Annotated in this window: 15 protein-coding genes; 6 read left to right on the top strand and 9 right to left on the bottom strand. The window is 65.5% G+C overall.

Translation table 11 applies throughout. From position 1 onward, the window contains the following. The first annotated feature begins 62 nt into the window (after positions 1 to 62). A complete protein-coding gene (gene lpxC / locus BJI69_RS03680; protein WP_046968260.1) occupies positions 63 to 974 on the top strand; it encodes a UDP-3-O-acyl-N-acetylglucosamine deacetylase in 912 nt (303 codons plus the stop codon). Positions 975 to 1,572: 598 nt separating this feature from the next. Here the strand turns inward: lpxC and BJI69_RS03675 are convergent. Continuing rightward, positions 1,573 to 2,031 carry a DciA family protein gene (locus BJI69_RS03675; protein WP_052767303.1) on the bottom strand — a complete coding sequence of 153 codons (459 nt, stop codon included), beginning with the start codon at positions 2,029 to 2,031 and terminating at the stop codon, positions 1,573 to 1,575. Positions 2,032 to 2,062: 31 nt separating this feature from the next. On the opposite strand from BJI69_RS03675, the gene BJI69_RS03670 reads away from it, so the two are divergent. After that, the gene (locus tag BJI69_RS03670) at positions 2,063 to 3,001 is read left to right on the top strand and encodes a M23 family metallopeptidase (protein ID WP_046968870.1); all 939 of its coding nucleotides are present in this window, start codon (positions 2,063 to 2,065) and stop codon (positions 2,999 to 3,001) included. A gap of 131 nt (positions 3,002 to 3,132) precedes the next feature. Then, positions 3,133 to 5,847: a preprotein translocase subunit SecA gene (gene secA / locus BJI69_RS03665; protein ID WP_046968858.1), complete on the top strand. Its 2,715-nt coding sequence runs from the start codon at positions 3,133 to 3,135 to the stop codon at positions 5,845 to 5,847. Between the two features lie 182 nt (positions 5,848 to 6,029). Here the strand turns inward: secA and BJI69_RS03660 are convergent, their stop codons facing one another. The 7 genes from BJI69_RS03660 to BJI69_RS03630 form a co-directional block, all read right to left on the bottom strand. Further along, positions 6,030 to 6,881: a symmetrical bis(5'-nucleosyl)-tetraphosphatase gene (locus BJI69_RS03660; protein ID WP_046968857.1), complete on the bottom strand. Its 852-nt coding sequence runs from the start codon at positions 6,879 to 6,881 to the stop codon at positions 6,030 to 6,032. A gap of 56 nt (positions 6,882 to 6,937) precedes the next feature. Next, positions 6,938 to 7,321 (bottom strand): Co2+/Mg2+ efflux protein ApaG, encoded by a 384-nt coding sequence (apaG, locus tag BJI69_RS03655; protein WP_046968856.1) that lies wholly within the window; start codon positions 7,319 to 7,321, stop codon positions 6,938 to 6,940. 53 nt (positions 7,322 to 7,374) lie between these two features. Beyond that, positions 7,375 to 8,154: a 16S rRNA (adenine(1518)-N(6)/adenine(1519)-N(6))-dimethyltransferase RsmA gene (gene rsmA / locus BJI69_RS03650; protein WP_046968855.1), complete on the bottom strand. Its 780-nt coding sequence runs from the start codon at positions 8,152 to 8,154 to the stop codon at positions 7,375 to 7,377. Further along, complete coding sequence (gene pdxA / locus BJI69_RS03645; RefSeq protein ID WP_046968854.1) at positions 8,151 to 9,146, bottom strand: 4-hydroxythreonine-4-phosphate dehydrogenase PdxA; 996 nt, start codon at positions 9,144 to 9,146, stop codon at positions 8,151 to 8,153. Before pdxA ends, rsmA begins: the two co-directional genes overlap by 4 nt. 6 nt (positions 9,147 to 9,152) lie before the next feature. Further along, positions 9,153 to 10,529, bottom strand: coding sequence for a peptidylprolyl isomerase (locus tag BJI69_RS03640; protein WP_046968853.1), 1,377 nt, complete (start codon positions 10,527 to 10,529; stop codon positions 9,153 to 9,155). A gap of 30 nt (positions 10,530 to 10,559) precedes the next feature. Continuing rightward, the gene (locus BJI69_RS03635; protein WP_244465319.1) at positions 10,560 to 13,079 is read right to left on the bottom strand and encodes an LPS-assembly protein LptD; all 2,520 of its coding nucleotides are present in this window, start codon (positions 13,077 to 13,079) and stop codon (positions 10,560 to 10,562) included. Between the two features lie 144 nt (positions 13,080 to 13,223). Then, the gene (locus tag BJI69_RS03630; protein WP_046968852.1) at positions 13,224 to 13,784 is read right to left on the bottom strand and encodes a cob(I)yrinic acid a,c-diamide adenosyltransferase; all 561 of its coding nucleotides are present in this window, start codon (positions 13,782 to 13,784) and stop codon (positions 13,224 to 13,226) included. A gap of 34 nt (positions 13,785 to 13,818) precedes the next feature. On the opposite strand from BJI69_RS03630, the gene ubiH reads away from it, so the two are divergent. The 3 genes from ubiH to BJI69_RS03615 are packed head-to-tail and all read left to right on the top strand — an operon-like array spanning position 13,819 to position 17,087. Then, a complete protein-coding gene (gene ubiH, locus BJI69_RS03625; RefSeq protein ID WP_046968851.1) occupies positions 13,819 to 15,027 on the top strand; it encodes a 2-octaprenyl-6-methoxyphenyl hydroxylase in 1,209 nt (402 codons plus the stop codon). Further along, a complete protein-coding gene (locus tag BJI69_RS03620; RefSeq protein WP_046977956.1) occupies positions 15,024 to 16,235 on the top strand; it encodes an FAD-dependent oxidoreductase in 1,212 nt (403 codons plus the stop codon). Before ubiH ends, BJI69_RS03620 begins: the two co-directional genes overlap by 4 nt. A gap of 57 nt (positions 16,236 to 16,292) precedes the next feature. Beyond that, on the top strand, positions 16,293 to 17,087 hold the full coding sequence (locus tag BJI69_RS03615) for a dienelactone hydrolase family protein (RefSeq protein ID WP_046968849.1): 795 nt from the start codon (positions 16,293 to 16,295) through the stop codon (positions 17,085 to 17,087). 13 nt (positions 17,088 to 17,100) lie between these two features. On the opposite strand, the gene BJI69_RS03610 is transcribed toward BJI69_RS03615, so the two are convergent. Continuing rightward, positions 17,101 to 18,099: a polyprenyl synthetase family protein gene (locus tag BJI69_RS03610; RefSeq protein WP_046968848.1), complete on the bottom strand. Its 999-nt coding sequence runs from the start codon at positions 18,097 to 18,099 to the stop codon at positions 17,101 to 17,103. Positions 18,100 to 18,229: the final 130 nt, after the last annotated feature.

Here is an 18,229-nt window from a genome sequence, read left to right as displayed (position 1 = left end):
GTTAAGACTGTGTTAGCCTACCTGCCACTTATAGGCTGCTGCCGGCTAAGGTTTGACCCACTATGATTAAGCAGCGCACGCTAAAGAACATCATTCGCGCCACAGGCGTCGGTCTTCATACCGGCGACAAGGTGTACATGACGCTTCGTCCCGCGGCGCCGAACACCGGCATCGTGTTCCGTCGCACCGACCTGAATCCGCCCGTCGAACTGCATTCGCGTCCCGAGAACGTCGGCGATACGCGTCTTTCGACCACGCTGATCAACGGCGACGTTCGCGTGTCCACGGTCGAACACCTGCTCTCGGCCATGGCCGGGCTAGGTATCGACAACGCCTATGTCGACCTGTCCGCGCCGGAAGTGCCGATCATGGACGGCAGTGCGGGTCCCTTCGTCTTCCTCATCCAGTCCGCCGGTATCGAGGAACAGGAAGCGGCCAAGCGTTTCATCCGTATCCGTAAGCCCGTCATCGTCCAGGACGGTGACAAATGGGCCAAGCTCGAGCCGTTCGACGGCTTCAAGGTGGGTTTTTCGGTCGAGTTCGACCACCCGCTGTTCAACAAGCGCAATTCGCAGGCCGAGATGGATTTCTCGACGACGTCGTTCGTCAAGGAAGTCAGCCGCGCCCGCACGTTCGGTTTCATGCGTGACATCGAGATGCTCCGTGAGCGCAATCTCACGCTCGGCGGCTCGATGGACAACGCTGTGGTGCTGGACGACTACCGCGTGCTCAATGAAGACGGCCTTCGTTACGACAACGAGTTCGTCAAGCACAAGATCCTCGACGCCATCGGCGACATCTACATGCTGGGCCACAGCCTGATCGGCGCGTATTCCGCGCACAAGTCGGGTCATGAGCTCAACAACAAGCTGCTTCGCAGCCTCATGGCCGACGTCACGGCCTGGGAAGAAGTCAGCTTCAAGGATCCGGCCAAGGCGCCGATTTCCTACGCCCATCCCGCCCAGGCGGTCTGAGGCTCGGCCCTCCGGGGCATACGTCAAATCGAAAGGCCGCGAGCGATCGCGGCCTTTTTTCTTTGGGGTTTTGTGGGCTTTGGGTCGGGGGCGGGCTCGCCTTCTGCCTCGCGTTTTGCTTGCGCTCGCGGGTTGCGGGGCAAGAGCTGGCGGGTATGGCGTCGACGCAGAAGAGCCGGCGGGTGCCACCCTCGGGGCCCCGTCTGCGGCGTCCCGCCAGGGAGGGCGGCTAGCGCCGCCGTATATCTATTGCCCTACGGGCCGGGCCGGGCTTCGGTTGGGGGTTTGCGACTCGACATCCTGTCTCGCGCAAACGGCCGGTGGGGCGCCGACCCGGCCCGTAGGGCAATAAGTAAAGGGCGGCGGTAGCCGCCCTCCCTGAGGGGTCGCCGTAGACGGGGCCCCGAGGGCGATACCCGCCGGCTCTTGCGCCGCAGCGCACAGATTCCAGGCGCGAATACCCCGTGACGGCCGTCACGCCTACGTGAACTTTACGTCCATTTTAGGTGTTCATAGGGAACATGCGTGCTATAAAGTTTGCCGCCCCGGGGGATCCGGTGCTGCTTACGGATCGAGCTTGTCGGTCGTAAGTATCGAATTAATCTGAAATTTCGGCCTCGGAGGCCAGTTTCAGGAACAGATCCCGCAACGTGGGGTCGGAGAGTGACGCCGCGGCAGCTCGCAGATGGCGACCGGCTGAGGCGGAAAGCGGTTTATGTCGGTCGGGAATGACTTCCTCGACCGGTAGGGGGGCCACTTTCACGGCAACCGAACTGGCTTTCGCGCCGATGGCGCGGGCGGCCTCGAGGATCTGCGTCTGGTAAAGGCGCACCCGCGATGCCCAGGCCGAGGAGGGCGCAAGGAAGACGAGCCGGCCGTCGCGCAGGTCCGCAAAGCGGACGTTATCGCGCAACGGCTGCGGCAAGGTCGCGCGCAGCTGGCGGTCCAACGTGTCGAGTTCGCGGGCCCGTTTGGCCAGCGATGCGACAGGCCCGAACTCCGAGATGGACTTCAGTCCATGGGTGGAGCGTCGGTTCGGTTGGTACGGCGGTGGCATGGACCGGCTTCAACTATTCGATGTGGAACGTATGCAGATCATACTCGTGTCTCGTGGCCAGAAAGGGCCGAAAACGCTGGATCTCACCTGCCGGCGCATGCGCTGCAAGGCGACGGCGATGGCCCTGGCCGGTTTCGTCGGGATTGCCGCGGTGGGTGCGGCGGTGGCGCTGGCTGTCGCCAACCCGAAGGACCGCGCGCTGGACCATCTCGGTGGCCTGCAGGCGCAGGTGGGTGGCCAGAGCGCCCAGGTCGCCCAGATCAAGCGCGATGCGCAGCGCGATCTCGATGCCCTGGCGGTCAAGCTCGGTCAGCTCCAGGCCCAGTCCGTTCGCCTGAATGCCCTCGGCGAACGCCTGACCCAGGTCGGCAAGCTGGACGACGGCGAATTCAATTTCGACGAGGAGCCCGGTCAGGGCGGCCTCGAGGTCACCAGCGGCGCGGATGCCGGCGCCTACGCGCTGCCCGAGTCGCTGGGCAAGAGCATCGACCAGCTCTCGGGACAGTTCGATACCCAGCAGGCCCAGCTCGAAGCCTTGCGCGACATGCTGATGGACCGGAGCATCGAGTCCAGCCTCCGGCCGACCGGCATGCCGGTCAATGGCTACATTTCGTCCTATTTCGGCGGCCGCCCCGACCCGTTCAGCGGGCATAGCGCCCGCCATACGGGCATCGACATCGCCACCCCCACAGGTACGCCGGTAACGGCCGTGGCTGAAGGAATGGTCACTTTTGCGGGTCAGCGCAGCGGCTATGGCGATGTCATCGAAATCGACCACGGCAATGGCTACATGACCCGTTACGCCCATAACAGCGCGCTGGTCGCGCAGCCGGGCCAGCGCGTGAAGGTCGGTGATGTCATCGCCAAGGCCGGCTCCACCGGCCGTTCCACCGGGTCCCATGTGCATTTCGAGGTCTGGTACCACGATCGGGTCGTGAATCCGTTGGCCTTTGTGAAGGGCCATCGCTGATCGGCCTTGAATCCGCCCCATCCAGTCGCCACCCCGAGGAAAGCCGGGGACGCCCGTAGTATGATCGTCCCTTCGTGCCGGTCGGCTTTGCGCCTTCCGGCAGCCCTTTTCGTTTCAGATCCGGATGATCGATGTTCAATCGTGCACTGACGAGTATTTTCGGCAGCCGTAACGAGCGGGTGCTGCGTGACCTCTCCAAGACGGTCAAGCGCATCAACGCCCTCGAGCCGGAATTCGAAAAGCTTTCCGACGACGCGCTGCGTGGCAAGACCGATGACTTCCGTCAGCGTCTCGCTGCCGGCGAGACCCTCGACGCCCTGCTGCCCGAAGCCTTCGCGGTCACCCGCGAGGCGGCGAAGCGCGTGCTCGGCATGCGCCACTACGACGTCCAGCTCATCGGCGGCATGGTGCTGCATGGTGGGCGTATCGCCGAGATGCGGACGGGTGAGGGCAAGACCCTCGTCGGTACGTTGCCGGTGTACCTCAACGCCCTCGAAAGCAAGGGCGTGCACGTGGTCACGGTGAACGACTACCTGGCACGACGCGATTCGGCGCAGATGGGCCGCCTGTACAACTTCCTCGGCCTCACGGTCGGCGTCGTGTACCCGGGCATGGATCACGCCGACAAGCGCAGCGCGTACCAGGCCGACATCACCTACGGTACGAATAACGAGTTCGGCTTCGACTACCTGCGCGACAACATGGCGCTCAGCAAGGAGCAGCGCAACCAGCGCGGCCTGCACTACGCCATCGTCGACGAGGTCGACTCGATCCTGATCGACGAAGCCCGCACCCCGCTGATCATCTCCGGCCCCGCCGAGGATTCCCCGCAGCTCTACATCGCGGTGAACAAGATCGTCCCGGGCCTCTCCCGCCAGGAGAAGGAAGACACCGGCGGCGACTATTTCGTCGACGAGAAGGGCAAGCAGGTGCACATGTCCGAAGAGGGCATGGAGCACGCGGAGCAGCTGCTGCGCGAAGCGGGTGTCATCGAGCCGGATAGCGGTCTCTACGATTCGAAGAACCTGGCCGTCGTTCATCACATGAACGCGGCGCTGCGTGCGAACGCGATCTACCAGCGCGACGTGGACTACATCGTCCGCGACGGCGAAGTCATCATCGTCGACGAGTTCACCGGTCGTACGCTGGCCGGTCGTCGCTGGTCCGATGGCCTGCACCAGGCGGTCGAAGCGAAGGAAGGCGTGCCCATCCAGCGCGAGAACCAGACGCTCGCCACGGTCACGTTCCAGAACCTGTTCCGCATGTACAAGAAGCTGGCCGGCATGACCGGTACGGCGGATACGGAAGCCTACGAGTTCCAGACCGTGTATGGCCTGGAAGTGGTGGTGATCCCGACGCACAAGCCGATGGTCCGCGTGGACAATCCGGATTCCGTGTTCCTCGGTCCGGACGCCAAGTACAAGGCCGTCATCGACGACATCAAGGCCTGCTTCGAGCGTGGCCAGCCGGTGCTCGTCGGCACGGCGTCGATCGACGTGTCGGAACTCGTGTCGGGCCTGCTGAAGAAAGAAAAGATCCCGCACGAAGTACTCAACGCCAAGCAGCACGAGCGCGAAGCGCATATCGTCGCCCAGGCTGGTGCGCCGGGTTCGGTCACGATCGCGACCAACATGGCCGGCCGCGGTACCGATATCGTCCTTGGCGGCAGCCTCGAGGCCTTGCTGGCCACGCTGCCGGAGACGGCTACCGACGCCGATCGCCAGAAGACGCGCGAAGAATGGAAGAAGCGCCACGAACAGGTGCTGGCTTCCGGCGGCCTGCATATCGTCGGCACGGAACGTCACGAGTCGCGTCGTATCGACAACCAGCTGCGCGGTCGTTCGGGTCGCCAGGGCGATCCCGGCTCCTCGCGCTTCTACCTGTCGCTGCAGGACAACCTGATGCGCATCTTCGGCGGCGAGCGCATCGGTCGCTGGATGCAGATGTTCGGCATGAAGGAAGACGAGGCCCTCGAGGATCGTCTGATCACGCGCCAGATCGAAAAGGTGCAGCGCAAGGTCGAGCAGCACAACTTCGATATCCGCAAGAACCTCCTCGAGTTCGACGACGTCGCCAACGATCAGCGCAAGGTGATCTACGCGCAGCGTGACGAACTCCTCGAGACCGACGATATCGCCGACATGATCGTCGACATCCGCCAGGACGTCGTGGTCGCGCTCGTGCGCAAGTACGTGCCTGCCGACAGCATCGACGACCAGTGGGATATCGCCGGCCTCGATCGCGAACTCGCCAGCGAGCTCAATCTCCGCATCGACCTGCCACAGTGGGTCGAGGGGCAGAAGGACATCGACTCGGAAGCCATCCTCGAGCATGTGCGTGCCGCGGTGGACGCGTTGTTCGCTGAGAAGGAGCTCCAGGTCGGTGCCGAAACCATGCGTTCGCTCGAGAAGCACGTGATGCTCTCGGTGGTCGATAACGCATGGAAGGAGCACCTCGCCAGCATGGATTACCTGCGCCAGGGCATTTACCTGCGCGGCTATGCCCAGAAGCAGCCGAAGCAGGAGTTCAAGCGCGAGTCGTTCGAACTGTTCGCCGAGATGCTCGACCGCATCAAGAGCGAAGTGGTGCAGATGCTTGCGCGTATCCGCATCCGTAGCGAAGACGAGGTCACCGCGATGGAAGCCGAGCAGCAACGTGCCGCCGAAGCGCAGCGCCTGCAGTTCCAGCATGCCGATGTCCAGCAGCTGGGTGTCGGCGGCGACAACGCAGTCGCCGAGTCGGCGATCGCGCCTGTACTGAACGACGGCCCGAAGGTCGGTCGGAACGATCCTTGCCCTTGTGGATCGGGCAAGAAGTACAAGCACTGTCACGGTCAGCTGAGCTGATAAAAAAACCGCCGAAAGGCGGTTTTTTTTTGGGGGGTCTATCTGCAGGTACCGATTCTTTGTGGGAGCCGATTCATCGGCGATCCCGCGGCAGCGGGCCAGGGTGCCTTGGCGATCGGCTTTACCGCATCACCGCTTCGTTGGCTTTTCGCCGCTGAAGCGGCTCCCACAGGGGCTGCCGATCAGTCGCCGCCGCCCTTGGGCTTCTGGCGGTACGGCTCGGCATCGACGGTGATGTATTCCGGCTCCGGCGTATCCAGGCGCAGCGCCGTCAGCTGGCCGCCCCAGACGCAGCCGGTGTCGATCGCGTAAATGCCCAGGCCAGCGAAACGGCCGAGCGCTGACCAGTGGCCGCAGACGATCTTCGTTTCGCGACGGCGCATGCCCGGCACTTCGAACCACGGATACATGCCCGGCTTTTGCGTGCCCGGCGTGCCCTTTCCTTCGAAGTCGATGCGGCCGCCGACATCGCAATAGCGCATGCGCGTGAGCGTATTGATCGTGGCGCGATGACGCTCGACGCCCTGTAGCCGATTGTTCCAGCCTGGCGGGCGGTTGCCGAAAAGGTTCTTGAGCAGCCGCTGGTGACGCGGGCCACCCAGTTCGCGCTCGACCTCCAGGGCCGCCCGCTGCGCCTGGCGCAGTGTCCAGCTCGGCGCGAGCCCGGCATGGATCATCGTCCAGCCGAGCGTCTCGTCGTGATGCAGCAGCTTCTGCATGCGCATCCACTCCAGGAGGACGGGCGCATCGTCGGCGAAAAGCACCTCGCGCAACTCCGGGTTCACTCGTTGCTGGGCGTCCTCACGGCGCTGGCCGATGGCCAGCAGCGAGAGGTCGTGATTGCCGAGCGTGATGATGCTCTGCTCACGCAACGAATGAATCAGGCGCAGCGTGGCCAGCGACTCGCCGCCACGATTGACCAGGTCGCCGCAGAACCACAGGCGATCGCTCGCCGGGTCGAAGCGAATTTTCTCCAGCAAACGCTGGAGTTCGGGGTAGCAGCCCTGGACGTCGCCGATTGCGTAGACGGCCATCAGTCCTGCTGCTCCCTGGCGCCATTAACGGCGTGCACGCTATCCATGAGTCGATCCTAGTGGAGCGTGCGCGGTATCGAAAGCACGAAAGTCGGAATCGGGGCGTCGAACCGCGTGCCGTCATCGGCCACCATGCTGTAGCTGCCTTCCATGGTGCCCACCGCCGTCTCGAGGACGGCGCCGGAGGTGTACTCGAACGACTCGCCGGGTCGCATCCACGGTTGCTCGCCGACCACGCCGTCGCCGCGCACTTCCTCGACCTTTCCGTTCGCATCCTTGATGACCCAGTGGCGGGTCATCAGTTGCGCGCCAGTCTCGCCGGCATTGCGCAGCGTGATCGTGTAGGCGAAGACGTAGCGGTTGTCGGTAGGCTGCGACTGGTCGGGGACGAAGCGGGATTCGACCTCCACGTCGATCGTGTAGGGTGTTTTGGAATTCATGGACCGATTGTCGGGGACGGGGACAGGGCGGGCAAGTATGCCCGCAGGAACCTTCAGATCGCGTTGGCGAGCTTGACGAAGTCGCCCGGGGGGAGGGTTTCCGCGCGGGCGCGGGGATCGATGCCCAGATCCCGGATCGTCGCTTCGTCCACGAGACCCTTCAGCGTGTTCGACAGGGTCTTGCGGCGCATGGCGAAGGCGGCCTTCACGACCTTGTAGATGTTCGCCGCATCACCCTTGGGCAGCTGCTCTGGTGGCAGCGGTACCAGCCGGACGACGGCGGAGTCCACCTTGGGCGGCGGCCGGAAGGCACCCGGCGGCACCGTGAACAGCGGAGTGACCTTGCAGGCGAGCTGGAGCATCACGCTCAACCGTCCATACACCTTGCTACCGGGCTCGGCGGCCATGCGGTCGACCACCTCCTTCTGCAGCATGAAATGCATGTCCTGGATCGCCGCGGCGTGCTCGACGCAATGGAACAGGATCGGGCTGGAGATGTAGTAGGGCAGGTTGCCGGCGATACGCAGGCGTTCCGCGCCGAGCTCGCGCGCCAATGCCGTGAAATCCACCTTGAGGACATCCGAGTGCACGATACGCAGCTCGCCGACGTCTGCGGCGCGGGCCTGCAGGCCGGGGATCAGGTCGGTATCCAGCTCGATCGCCGTCATCCGGCGGGCTGCGGCCAGCAGCGGAATCGTCATCGCACCTTCGCCGGGGCCGATCTCGACCACGGTATCGCCGTCCTTCGGAGCAATGGAGGCGACGATGCGGTCGAGATAGCGCCTGTCGTGCAGGAAGTGCTGACCGAAGCTTTTCTTGGGGCGTGCGTTCATACGGCGGCCCGATGGTTGGCGAAGACGATGGCGAGTCGCGCCGCGGCAAACAGGCTGGCCGGATTCGCGCGGCCCGTGCCAGCGAGGTCCAGCGCCGTGCCGTGATCGACGGACGTGCGGATGAAAGGAAGGCCGAGGGTCACGTTGACCGTGCTGTCGAAGGCCTCGCTCTTGAGGACCGGTAGCGCCTGGTCGTGGTACATCGCCAGGACGGCGTCGTAGCGAGGGCGCATGGCGGTCACGAAGGCGGTGTCGGCCGGCAGCGGGCCGAGCAGGTCCATGCCCTCGCCACGCAGTCGCTCCAGCAGCGGAATGATCGTGTCGATCTCCTCCCGCCCCATGTGCCCGTCCTCGCCCGCGTGCGGGTTGAGGCCGAGCACGGCGATGCGTGGGTGTGCAAGGCCGTACAGGGAGGTCAGCGACCGTCCCACGATGCGCAGCGTGCGCTCGAGCAGGGTCGGGGTGATGGCGGCGGGCACCGCCGACAACGGCAGGTGGGTGGTCGCCAGGGTGACGCGCAGCTCCGGGCTCGCCAGCATCATCACGACATCGCTGTCGGCGCGCTCGGCAAAGAACTCGGTGTGGCCACTGAAGTGCACGCCGGCATCGTTGATGCTGGACTTCTGCACCGGGCCGGTCACTACCGCGTCGAACTCGCCGCCGAGGCAGCCATCGGCTGCCACAGCCAGCATGTCGAGCACGTGCCCCGCATTGGCGGGGCTCGGCCTGCCGGGGGTTTCACGCTCGCCCAGGGGTACATGCCGCACGCGCACGTGTCCGGCGACGCGTGCCGTGAGGCGGGAGCCGTCGTCGTCGCTGATCGTGAGTTCGATGCCGCAGATCGCGGCAGCCCGGCGAAGCAAGTCGCGATCGGTGATCGCTATGATGTCGGCGGGCAGGTCGCTCGCGGCAAGGCGGGCGACGAGTTCGGGACCTACCCCGGCAGGCTCACCGGCAGTGACGGCGAGCCGTGGCAGGGTGGTCGTGGTCATGACGTCTTACTGGGCGGGCGTGGCCGAAGCCTGCTTGTCGTCCGGATCCTTGAGTTCCGGGACGAGGATATTCACGTAGGCCGAGGAGCGCTGCTCGCGGAGGTAGCTCTCGTAAGCCGCGTCGGCCTTGCGATTGCCGATGGCCTGGCGAGCCTGGTCACGCTGCAACTGATCGGTCAGGTCGCTCTGACGCGTGCCCAGACGCTGGAGGACGATCCAGCCGGCATCGGTCTGAATCGGGTGCGAGACCTCGTTGTCCTTCAGGCTGGCGATCTGGGCGCCGATGGCCTGGCCCCAGGCGTCCTGGGCGAACCAGCCCATGTCACCGCCGTTGTTCGCGGTGGTGTTGTCCTTGGAGTCGTCCTTCGCGATCTTGGCGAAGTCTTCCTTCTTGTCGACCACCCGGGTGTAGATGTCCTGCGCCTTCTTCTCAGCCTGTTCCGGCGTCACGATTTCCGACGGTTTGATCAGGATCTGACGGGCGTGATACTCGGTGACGATCTGTCGGCCCGGCTGGCGGGTCTCGACCAGCTTCAGGATGTGAAAGCCGGTCGGGCCGCGCAGCGCGGCGGTGTTGTCGCCGGGCTTGAGGCCGGTGACCGCGTCGGCGAAGGCCGGCGGCACTTCGTCGAGCCGGCGCCAGCCGAGGTCACCGCCATCGAGGGCGTCGGGCGCGTCGGAGAAGCGAATAGCCGCGGCGTTGAAGTCCATGCCGCCCTTGATCGCCTTGAGCGTCTCGTCGGCCTTGGTCTGGGCGGCGGCGATATCACTCGCGCTGCCGTTGGCCGGGGTGCTGATCTGGATGTGCGCCAGGTGCACTTCGCCGCCCTTGTAGGTCGGGCTGGCGAGCATGTTGTTGACCTCGGTATCGGTCACGTTGACCTGGTCGCGAACCACGCTCTCGTGCAGCTTCTGCGCAGTGATCTGGTCGGACAGCTGCTGGCGGAAGCCCGCATAGCTGTAGCCGTCCTGCTCGACCGCGGCACGCAGCTGCTCCGGTGACATCTTGTTCTGCTGGGCGACGTTGGCAGCGGCCTGGTCGACATCCTGGTCGGAGACCTTGATGTTCTGGTTCGAGGCCTGCTGGACCTGGATCTTCATGAGGATGAGGCGATCGAGCACCTGCCGTGCCAGCACGTCGTGCGGCGGCAACTGAGCGGGATTGGCAGCGTACTGCTTGACGATGGCATTGATCGCCTCGTCCAGTTCGCTCTGCAGGATGATGTCGTCCTCGACGACCGCAACAATGCGGTCCAGCGAACCGTTGCCGGACGCGCTGCCGCCCTGCGCCGGCTGGGCCGATGGCATCAGCTGGGCATGAGCGGTGGGGACGACCGACGCGAGAGCCGCGGCGAGCAGGGAGTACGCAAGAATCTGCTTCATCGAATAGGGAGCCTGGGGCACCTGCCCCTCTTATTGATAGCCAAGGATAGCACGCCGCAGATAGCTGCCTGTCTCCGGGTTGAACGAGCCCAGGCCCTTGAATTCCATCTCGAACATGATCGCGTTGGCCGTCTGCCGGGTGTAGTCGTGCACGTAGTGGCGGCCGAGTACGCGGAAGGCGACGCAGCAGCTGTCGTACTCGACGCCCACGGCCGCATCCAGCGTGCGATGTGAGAACGTGAAGGTATTGAAGGTGCCTGTGCCGGGCACGGTGACGGGGAGCACGTCGCGGCGGGCAAAGACCCATCGCGCCAGTGCGCGCCAGCGCTCGGACACCGGAAAGACCACGGATGTGTCGAATTGTTCCATCACATTGCGGCGATAGCGGTACGAGAAGTTGATGATGCCGTCGCCCTTGATGCGGCGCTGGATCTGTACCGTGGCCAGATCGGTCTCATGGCCCTGCTCGAACGGCTGGCCGTCAGTGCCGAGGTAGGGGCTCGGCTTCCTGTTCGGGTTCCACTGGTAGGAGCTGTTCATCCGCCAGTCGTCGTTGAACTGCATGCTCAGCTGCGCGATGTAGTCCGAGCCGGCGAAGTTGGTCGGCGCCACCAGGGGCGACTGGACCTTCTGGTCGCTGAAGTAGCGAATCTGGCCCAGGCTCGCCGACATGCGTTCCACGCCGTGATCGTCGAGCAGGCGAGTGGTCAGGGCGGCTGTCAGGTTGTTCGCGTCCATCTGGCGGTCGGCGCCGGAGAAGCGGTTGTTGGTGAACAGCTGCCAGAAGTCGAACGACATCTCGCTGGTATCGAACAGCGGCAGGTTGTTCTGGTTGCGGTACGGCACATACAGGTAATACAGGCGCGGCTCGAGCGTCTGGGTGTAGTTGGTGCCGAACAGGCTGGTCTGCTTGTCGAAGATCAGGCCGGCGTCCACGTTGGCGATCGGCAGGGACCGGGACGGATCGCGCTCGGCGTAGTTGTAGTGCTGATAATCGGTGTTGAGGCGGTAGTCCGTATTGCGGAATTCGACGCGCGGACGGACGAACCAGGAGGCGCCCTGGAAATCGGCGGCCACGAACGGTGCGAGGTCGAGTCGCGTGCCATCGACCTGTCCCGGCACGCCGGGAGAGACCGGCGCCGCGTCTTCCTTGCGGAAGTTCACGATTTCGGTGTCGATACCCGCGTCGAGCCAGCTGAGCACCGGCATGTTGAAGTTGAACGTGCCACGCGGCCAGCGGCGATACGGCGCCACGTAGTTCGGCAGGCCAGCATCGACGTTCTGGTAATCGTCCGCGCCCAGCGCCGCGCTCCAGTACTTGCCGCCCTTGGTCACATAGGCGCTGGACGAGAGCAGGCCGACGCCGGAGGAGTAGAGATCGTTGCCGAAGTCACGGAAGTACTGGTTGTCCGAGGCGCGGTTGACGTTCGCGCCGAAGTGATAGCCGTCGCCGAGATTGGTGGAGTTGGCGATCTGCAACAGCCAGCGCTGCTTGGATCCGTCACGGTCGCTCGTTCCGCTGATGTCCTGGTCCGGCCCCTTGTCGTGGGCCATGTAGTGCAGGTCGAAGCTGCCGTTCGATTGCGGCAGCAGGTAACGGAACTCACCGCCGAGCATCAGCCCGCGATCGCTGTAGAAGCCCGGCTCGACCGTCGCGTCGTAGTTCGGCGCGAGATTGAAGTAATACGGCAGCGTGAGGTACGCGCCCGAATAGCTGTTCGATCCGAATGTCGGATAGAGGAAGCCGCTCTTGCGGCGATCGTCCAGCGGGAAGGAGAACACGGGCAGGTACATGAACGGCACGTTCTTGTAGCGGATGGTCGCGCTCCGCGCCACGCCGACGCCGGTATCCTTGTTCAGGTTCAGCGTCTTCGCGCGGAACTCCCACTGGTGGTTGCCGATGTCGCAGGTGGAATACGTGGCCATGGAAAAGCGGCCGTGCTGCGGGTCCATCACCTTGGCGTGGTCGGCGATGCCGTTGCCGCGCGACTGCAGCAGCTGGTAGGCGACGTGGTCGGCGTCGGCCTGATTGGGCGTGGTGGTGCCGGTCATGCGGTCGGCTGACACGAGCATGCCGGCCTCCTGGTAGCGCACGTTGCCCTTCGCGTCGTAAGCCGTCGAGTCCGAGTTGTAGGTCACGTCGTCGGCGCGCATGACCTGGTCGGCGCGCTCGAGGCGGACACCGCCGGTCAGGTGGTAGACGTCCGGCTCCGGGCTCTCCACCTTGACGCCGCCGACATTGCCGTCGTCGATGCCCGAGTGCACGTCCGTGACGGCGGTTTCCCGCAGCGACGTGTCCTTGGTGATTTCCGGCTCGTAGAACCCCAGCATGGCGTTCGGACGGCACAGGTTGAAGTTCAGCGGCCGGGATGGACAGAAGAACGAGCCCAGGGCGCAGGTGACGACAGGCGCCGTCTGGGTGGTCGCGCCCTGCGACGGTGTCGCCGTCGTAGGCGGCGCCTGGGCAGCCTGGGCGGCACTCGAGACGATGAAGGCGACGGCTGTCGCCAGCAGGCGGCGTTTAGGCAGGATGCTGTTGCGTGACGTCACAGGCTCGGTCTTATTCGTTCGAAAGGCGGCCAAGTTAGCAGAATCGTCGGCCGCACCGCACGATGGCAAGTCACCCATAGCTCTGGACCCCTAAAGGGCGCGTCGTCGATCGACGTGCCTGGCAATTGAGCTTACACCGCCGACTCAGCCACGAGGGCGGCGCTCGTGCTGCCAGAGGACCTCGCCGTGACCGCTGCGACGGGCGAGAACGCGTGCGATGACGAAGAGCAGGTCGGACAGTCGGTTCAGGTAACGCTGCGCTTCGGGACGGACATCCTCGACCCGGCCGAGCGCAACGACGTCGCGCTCGGCGCGTCGGCAAATCGTCCGGGCCAGGTGGCAGGACGCCGCCGCCATCCCGCCGCCGGGCAGGATGAAGTCCTTCAGTGCGGGCAGATCCGCATTGAAGGCGTCGAGCACGGTCTCGAGGCGGTCGATGTCGCGGGCCTCGACCATGGCCATGCCGGGAATGCACAACTCGCCGCCGAGGTCGAAGAGCTCGTGCTGGATCTGCACCAGCGCTTCGCGGATGTCCTCGTCCACCCCGTCGGCAGCCATGGTCATGCCAATGGCGCTGTTCAGTTCGTCCACCGTGCCGTAAGCCGTGACGCGCAGGGAGTCCTTGCCGGTGCGGCTGCCATCGCCCAGGCCGGTCGTGCCATCGTCGCCGGTTCGTGTGTAGATCTTCGAAAGTCGATTGCCCATCGGGGCATTCTATCGGTGGAGTTATCATCCGGTCATGACTTCTTCCGAACCCATCCTCATCGTCGGCGGCGGCCTGGTCGGAGCCAGCCTCGCCATCGCCCTGGACAACGCGGGATTGCCGGCCATCCTGGTGGAGGCTGCCGCGCCGCGCGTGGACGACCAGCCCAGCTACGACGAGCGCAACCTGGCGCTGGCCCGCGCGACCGTGAACGGCCTCACGGCGATCGGGGTCTGGGACTTCGCGCAGGACCGGGCCACCCCGATCACGCATATCCATACCAGCCGTGCCGGGGACCTCGGCAGTGTGCGCATGGATGCGGCCGCGGAAGGGGTGGACGCCCTGGGCTGGACCCTGCCGGCGCGGGAGCTCGGTGCCGCGCTGCTGCGCCGGCTCGACCGTTGCCGCCTGTTGACCCGCCTCGCGCCCGCGAGGGTCGAGGGCATCGAGGCTGTCGATGGCGGCTGGTCGGTGGCCGTATCGACGGCCGGGGGGACGCGGCACATCCTCACGCCGCTCCTGGTGGGCGCAGACGGAACCCAGTCGGGCATCCGTGCCCAGCTCGGCATCGGCACCCGCGAGCATGACTATGAACAGGCGCTCTTCGTCAGCACGATGACCCCGGAGCGCGACCCGCGCGGCCGTGCGTTCGAGCGTTTCACCGACGATGGCCCGGTGGCGGTCCTGCCCCTGGCCGATCGCCGGGTTGGCGTGGTCCTGACCGTCGCCGCCGATCATGCCCCCACCGTGGCGGCGATGGACGACGCCGCCTTCGCGGCGTTCGCCCAGGAACGCTTCGGCTGGCGTCTCGGCCGCTTCTCGCGCCCCGGCAAGCGCTCGCCGTATCCCATTCGACGCGTCGCAGCCGATCACCTCGTCGCCGAGCGTGCCGTCCTGGTCGGCAATGCGGCGCAGACCGTGCATCCCATCGGCGCGCAAGGCTTCAACCTGGGCCTGCGCGATGCACTCACCCTGGCCGAACTGGTGTCCGGAGCGACCGATCCGGGTGCTCCGGGCCTGCTGGCGGAGTACGCCGCACGACGCGCGAAAGACCGTGAGGGGACGATGATCATGAGCCACGGCCTGGTCCGTCTGGCCTGCCTGGATCAGCCGTTCCTGGGCCCGCTGCGGTCGCTGGCGATGCTCGCCCTCGATCGGGTCCCGCCCCTGCGCCATGCGCTGAGTCGGCGGGGCATGGGCTTCCGGCCCCATGCGCCGCTGGCCGTGCGGGAGAAAACGCCATGAGCGAGTCCTGGCAGCATGAGCCCACGCGTCGTCGCGGCAGCCTGCTCGATGTCGCGGTCGTCGGCGGCGGCATGGTCGGAGCCGCTGCCGCGCTGGCACTGGCGCGTGCCGGTTTCTCCGTCGCCCTGATCGACGCGCGCGAGCCAGCCGCCTGGGCAGCCGCCGACGAAGTGGACCTGCGCGTGGTCGGGCTGGCACCGTCATCGGTGAGCCTGCTCGACCAGCTCGGTGTCTGGTCGCGTATTCGCGAAGCGCGGGCATCCGGCTATGAACGCATGCACGTGTGGGACGCCGAGAACGGCGCCGCCATCCATTTCGACGCGGCCGACGAGGGCCGCGACGTGCTCGGCTACATCGTCGAAAACAATCTCGTCCAGGCAACGCTATGGCATGCACTGGACGACGCCGGCGTACGCCGTATCGTCCCGGCGGAAGTGATCGCCTACACCATGCGTGAAGATCGGGCGCAGCTCGATCTGGCCGATGGCCAGGTCGTCTCGGCGCGGCTCGTCGTCGCCGCGGATGGCGCCGAATCCCCGTTGCGGGCCATGGTGGGCATCGGTACGCAGGGTCGCGACTATGCGCAACGTGCGGTCGTCGCCCACGTCGAGACAACCGAACCCCACCAGCGGACCGCCTGGCAGCGATTCCTGCCCTCCGGACCGTTGGCCCTCCTGCCCTTGGCCGATGGACGCAGCTCGATCGTCTGGTCGTTGCCCGAGGCCGAAGCCCAGTGCGTGCTGGCGCTGGATGATGACGCCTTCCGCGATGCGCTTGGCATCGCCAGCGACTTCAGGCTAGGTCCCGTGCGTGCCGTCAGCCGACGTGCCGCGTTTCCGCTTCGGCTGAAGCTGGCCGAGCGGTACGAGGTAGGACGACTGGTTCTGCTCGGTGACGCGGCGCACGCCGTCCACCCCCTCGCGGGTCAAGGCGTGAACCTCGGTCTGCGCGATGTCGTCGAACTTCGCGCCACCCTGGTCGACGCGCGCGAAGCGGGCAGGGACTTTGCCGCAACGCATGTGCTGCGCCGTTATGCGCGCCGTCGTCGCAGCGCCGACGGTCTGGACGCCTGGTCGTTCGATGCGCTTGCCCGCATCTACGCCTGGCAGGCATCGCCGCTCGTTACCGCCCGTGGCATCGGCGTCCGCCTGCTCGATCGCATCGGCCCACTCAAGAGTCGACTGGCACGCCACGCCGCCGGACTGTAGCTACCCAGTTCGCGCGGCCGGGCCTATGCTTGCCGCACTAAACCAGGGAGTCACGCCATGCGTCGTTCGTTACTGCTGCTGTCCTTGCTCGCCCTCGGTCACATCGGCGCGGCGTCCGCGGCGATGGTCGCCAAACCGGTCCAATGGACCGATGCGGGCGTGACCTACAAGAGCTTCCTGGTCTACGACGATGCGGTCAACGCGAAGCGTCCGGGCCTGGTGATGGTGCCCAACTGGTACGGCATCAACGACATGGCTCTTGCGAAAGCCAAGGACATCGCCGGCAAGGACTACGTCATCCTGCTGGCCGACATGTATGGCGCTGGCACGCGCCCGACATCGGAAGCCGAAGCCGGCGCTGCGGTGAAGCCTCTCTACGCGGATCGCAAGATCATGCGTGCACGCGTGTCGCGTGCCTATGCCGAGCTGAAGGCCCAGGAAAAGAACGCCCCGATCGACCCCGCGCGCCTTGCCGCCATCGGCTTCTGTTTCGGCGGCTCCGCCGTGCTCGATCTCGCACGCGCCGGTGCCGACGTCGCCGCCGTGGTCAGCTTCCATGGCTTGCTGGCCACCGATGACCCGAAACTCGCCTCGAACATCCACGGCAAGGTATTGGCCCTGAACGGCGCCGATGATGCCAACGTGCCACCCGAACAGCGTGCGGCGTTCGAAGCGGAAATGCGCGATGCGAAGGTCGACTGGGCCTCCACCGACTTCGGCGGGGCCGTCCATTGCTTCACCGAAAAGGAAGCCACGACGACGACGGGCAATTGCCGTTACGACGCCAAGGTGGCGAACCGCGCCTATGCCGCCATGCGCGCATGGCTGACGGAAGCCTTCGCGAAGAAGTGATCCGCGCGGTCGGTCAGAAGCGCCGCTCGACCGAGTAGTCGGCCAGGGCGGCGAGCGCATCGCGGAACGGCGACGCGGCGATCTCGTCCAGCGCCGCTCGCGCGGCGTTGGCATGGGATACCGCACGATCATGCGTGCGCTCGAGCGCGCCCGAATCGCGGATCGCGGCGACGATGCGGTCCAGCGAATCGAGGCCGCCGTGCTCGATGGCGTGACGCAGGGATTTCAGTTGCTCGGCATCGGCCGACTGCATGGCATAGATCAGCGGCAGGGTCGGCTTGCCCTCGGCGAGGTCGTCGCCGATGTTCTTGCCGAGGGTCTCGGCGTCGGATACGTAATCGAGCAGGTCGTCGGCAATCTGGAACGCATAGCCGAGCTCCATGCCGTAGCGGCGCAGGGCCGCGATCTGGTTCTCGGGCAGGCCGCCCAGCACGCCGCCCAGTTCGGTGGCGGCGGCGAACAGCACGGCGGTCTTCCGCTCGATCACGGCCAGGTAGGACGCTTCGTCCACGTCGGCGTTGCCGATATTCAGCAGCTGCAGCACTTCGCCTTCGGCGATCGTGTTGGTGGTGTCGGCGAGGATGCGCATGATCCGCATGTCGTCCAGTTCCACCATCAACTGGAACGAACGCGAGTAGAGGAAATCGCCGACCAGCACGCTGGCCGCATTGCCCCAGAGTGCGTTTGCCGTCTTCCGGCCGCGGCGCATGTCGGATTCGTCGACCACGTCGTCATGGAGGAGGGTCGAGGTATGGATGAACTCGATGATCGCGGCCAGCTTCGCGTGTTCCTGGCCGCCGTAGCCCGCGGCTCGCGCGGCGAGTACATGCAGCATCGGGCGCAGGCGTTTGCCCCCACCGGCGATGATGTGGTCCGCGATGGCATTGATCAGCACGACGTCGGAAGACAGTCGGTGCCGGATCAGTGCGTCGACCTCCTTCATGTCGTCGGCTGCCAGGGCGCGAACGCCGGCAAAGTCGAGGGAGGTGGTGCGATCGGCGATGGAATCCATGGACCAGGTTCGTGTGCGACAAATCGGCCCCCAGTATAGGGTCTGCTCAGGTGGATTGACCGTGCAGGGTGGGGGAATCCGCAAAATGGCCGTGCCCGGCGGGCGTGTCGGGCGGGCTCATCACGTTCTT

Source organism: Luteibacter rhizovicinus DSM 16549 (assembly GCF_001887595.1).
Taxonomy (GTDB): Bacteria; Pseudomonadota; Gammaproteobacteria; order Xanthomonadales; family Rhodanobacteraceae; genus Luteibacter; species Luteibacter rhizovicinus.
The sequence above is the reverse complement of the archived record's forward strand: the minus strand, read 5'-3'. Positions and strand labels throughout refer to the sequence as shown.

Coding starts and splice junctions, on each gene's coding strand:
- lpxC (WP_046968260.1), top strand. CDS start 63: ATGATTAAGCAGCGCACGCTAAAGAACATCATTCGCGCCACAGGCGTC.
- BJI69_RS03675 (WP_052767303.1), bottom strand. CDS start 2,031: ATGCCACCGCCGTACCAACCGAACCGACGCTCCACCCATGGACTGAAG.
- BJI69_RS03670 (WP_046968870.1), top strand. CDS start 2,063: ATGCAGATCATACTCGTGTCTCGTGGCCAGAAAGGGCCGAAAACGCTG.
- secA (WP_046968858.1), top strand. CDS start 3,133: ATGTTCAATCGTGCACTGACGAGTATTTTCGGCAGCCGTAACGAGCGG.
- BJI69_RS03660 (WP_046968857.1), bottom strand. CDS start 6,881: ATGGCCGTCTACGCAATCGGCGACGTCCAGGGCTGCTACCCCGAACTC.
- apaG (WP_046968856.1), bottom strand. CDS start 7,321: ATGAATTCCAAAACACCCTACACGATCGACGTGGAGGTCGAATCCCGC.
- rsmA (WP_046968855.1), bottom strand. CDS start 8,154: ATGAACGCACGCCCCAAGAAAAGCTTCGGTCAGCACTTCCTGCACGAC.
- pdxA (WP_046968854.1), bottom strand. CDS start 9,146: ATGACCACGACCACCCTGCCACGGCTCGCCGTCACTGCCGGTGAGCCT.
- BJI69_RS03640 (WP_046968853.1), bottom strand. CDS start 10,529: ATGAAGCAGATTCTTGCGTACTCCCTGCTCGCCGCGGCTCTCGCGTCG.
- BJI69_RS03630 (WP_046968852.1), bottom strand. CDS start 13,784: ATGGGCAATCGACTTTCGAAGATCTACACACGAACCGGCGACGATGGC.
- ubiH (WP_046968851.1), top strand. CDS start 13,819: ATGACTTCTTCCGAACCCATCCTCATCGTCGGCGGCGGCCTGGTCGGA.
- BJI69_RS03620 (WP_046977956.1), top strand. CDS start 15,024: ATGAGCGAGTCCTGGCAGCATGAGCCCACGCGTCGTCGCGGCAGCCTG.
- BJI69_RS03615 (WP_046968849.1), top strand. CDS start 16,293: ATGCGTCGTTCGTTACTGCTGCTGTCCTTGCTCGCCCTCGGTCACATC.
- BJI69_RS03610 (WP_046968848.1), bottom strand. CDS start 18,099: ATGGATTCCATCGCCGATCGCACCACCTCCCTCGACTTTGCCGGCGTT.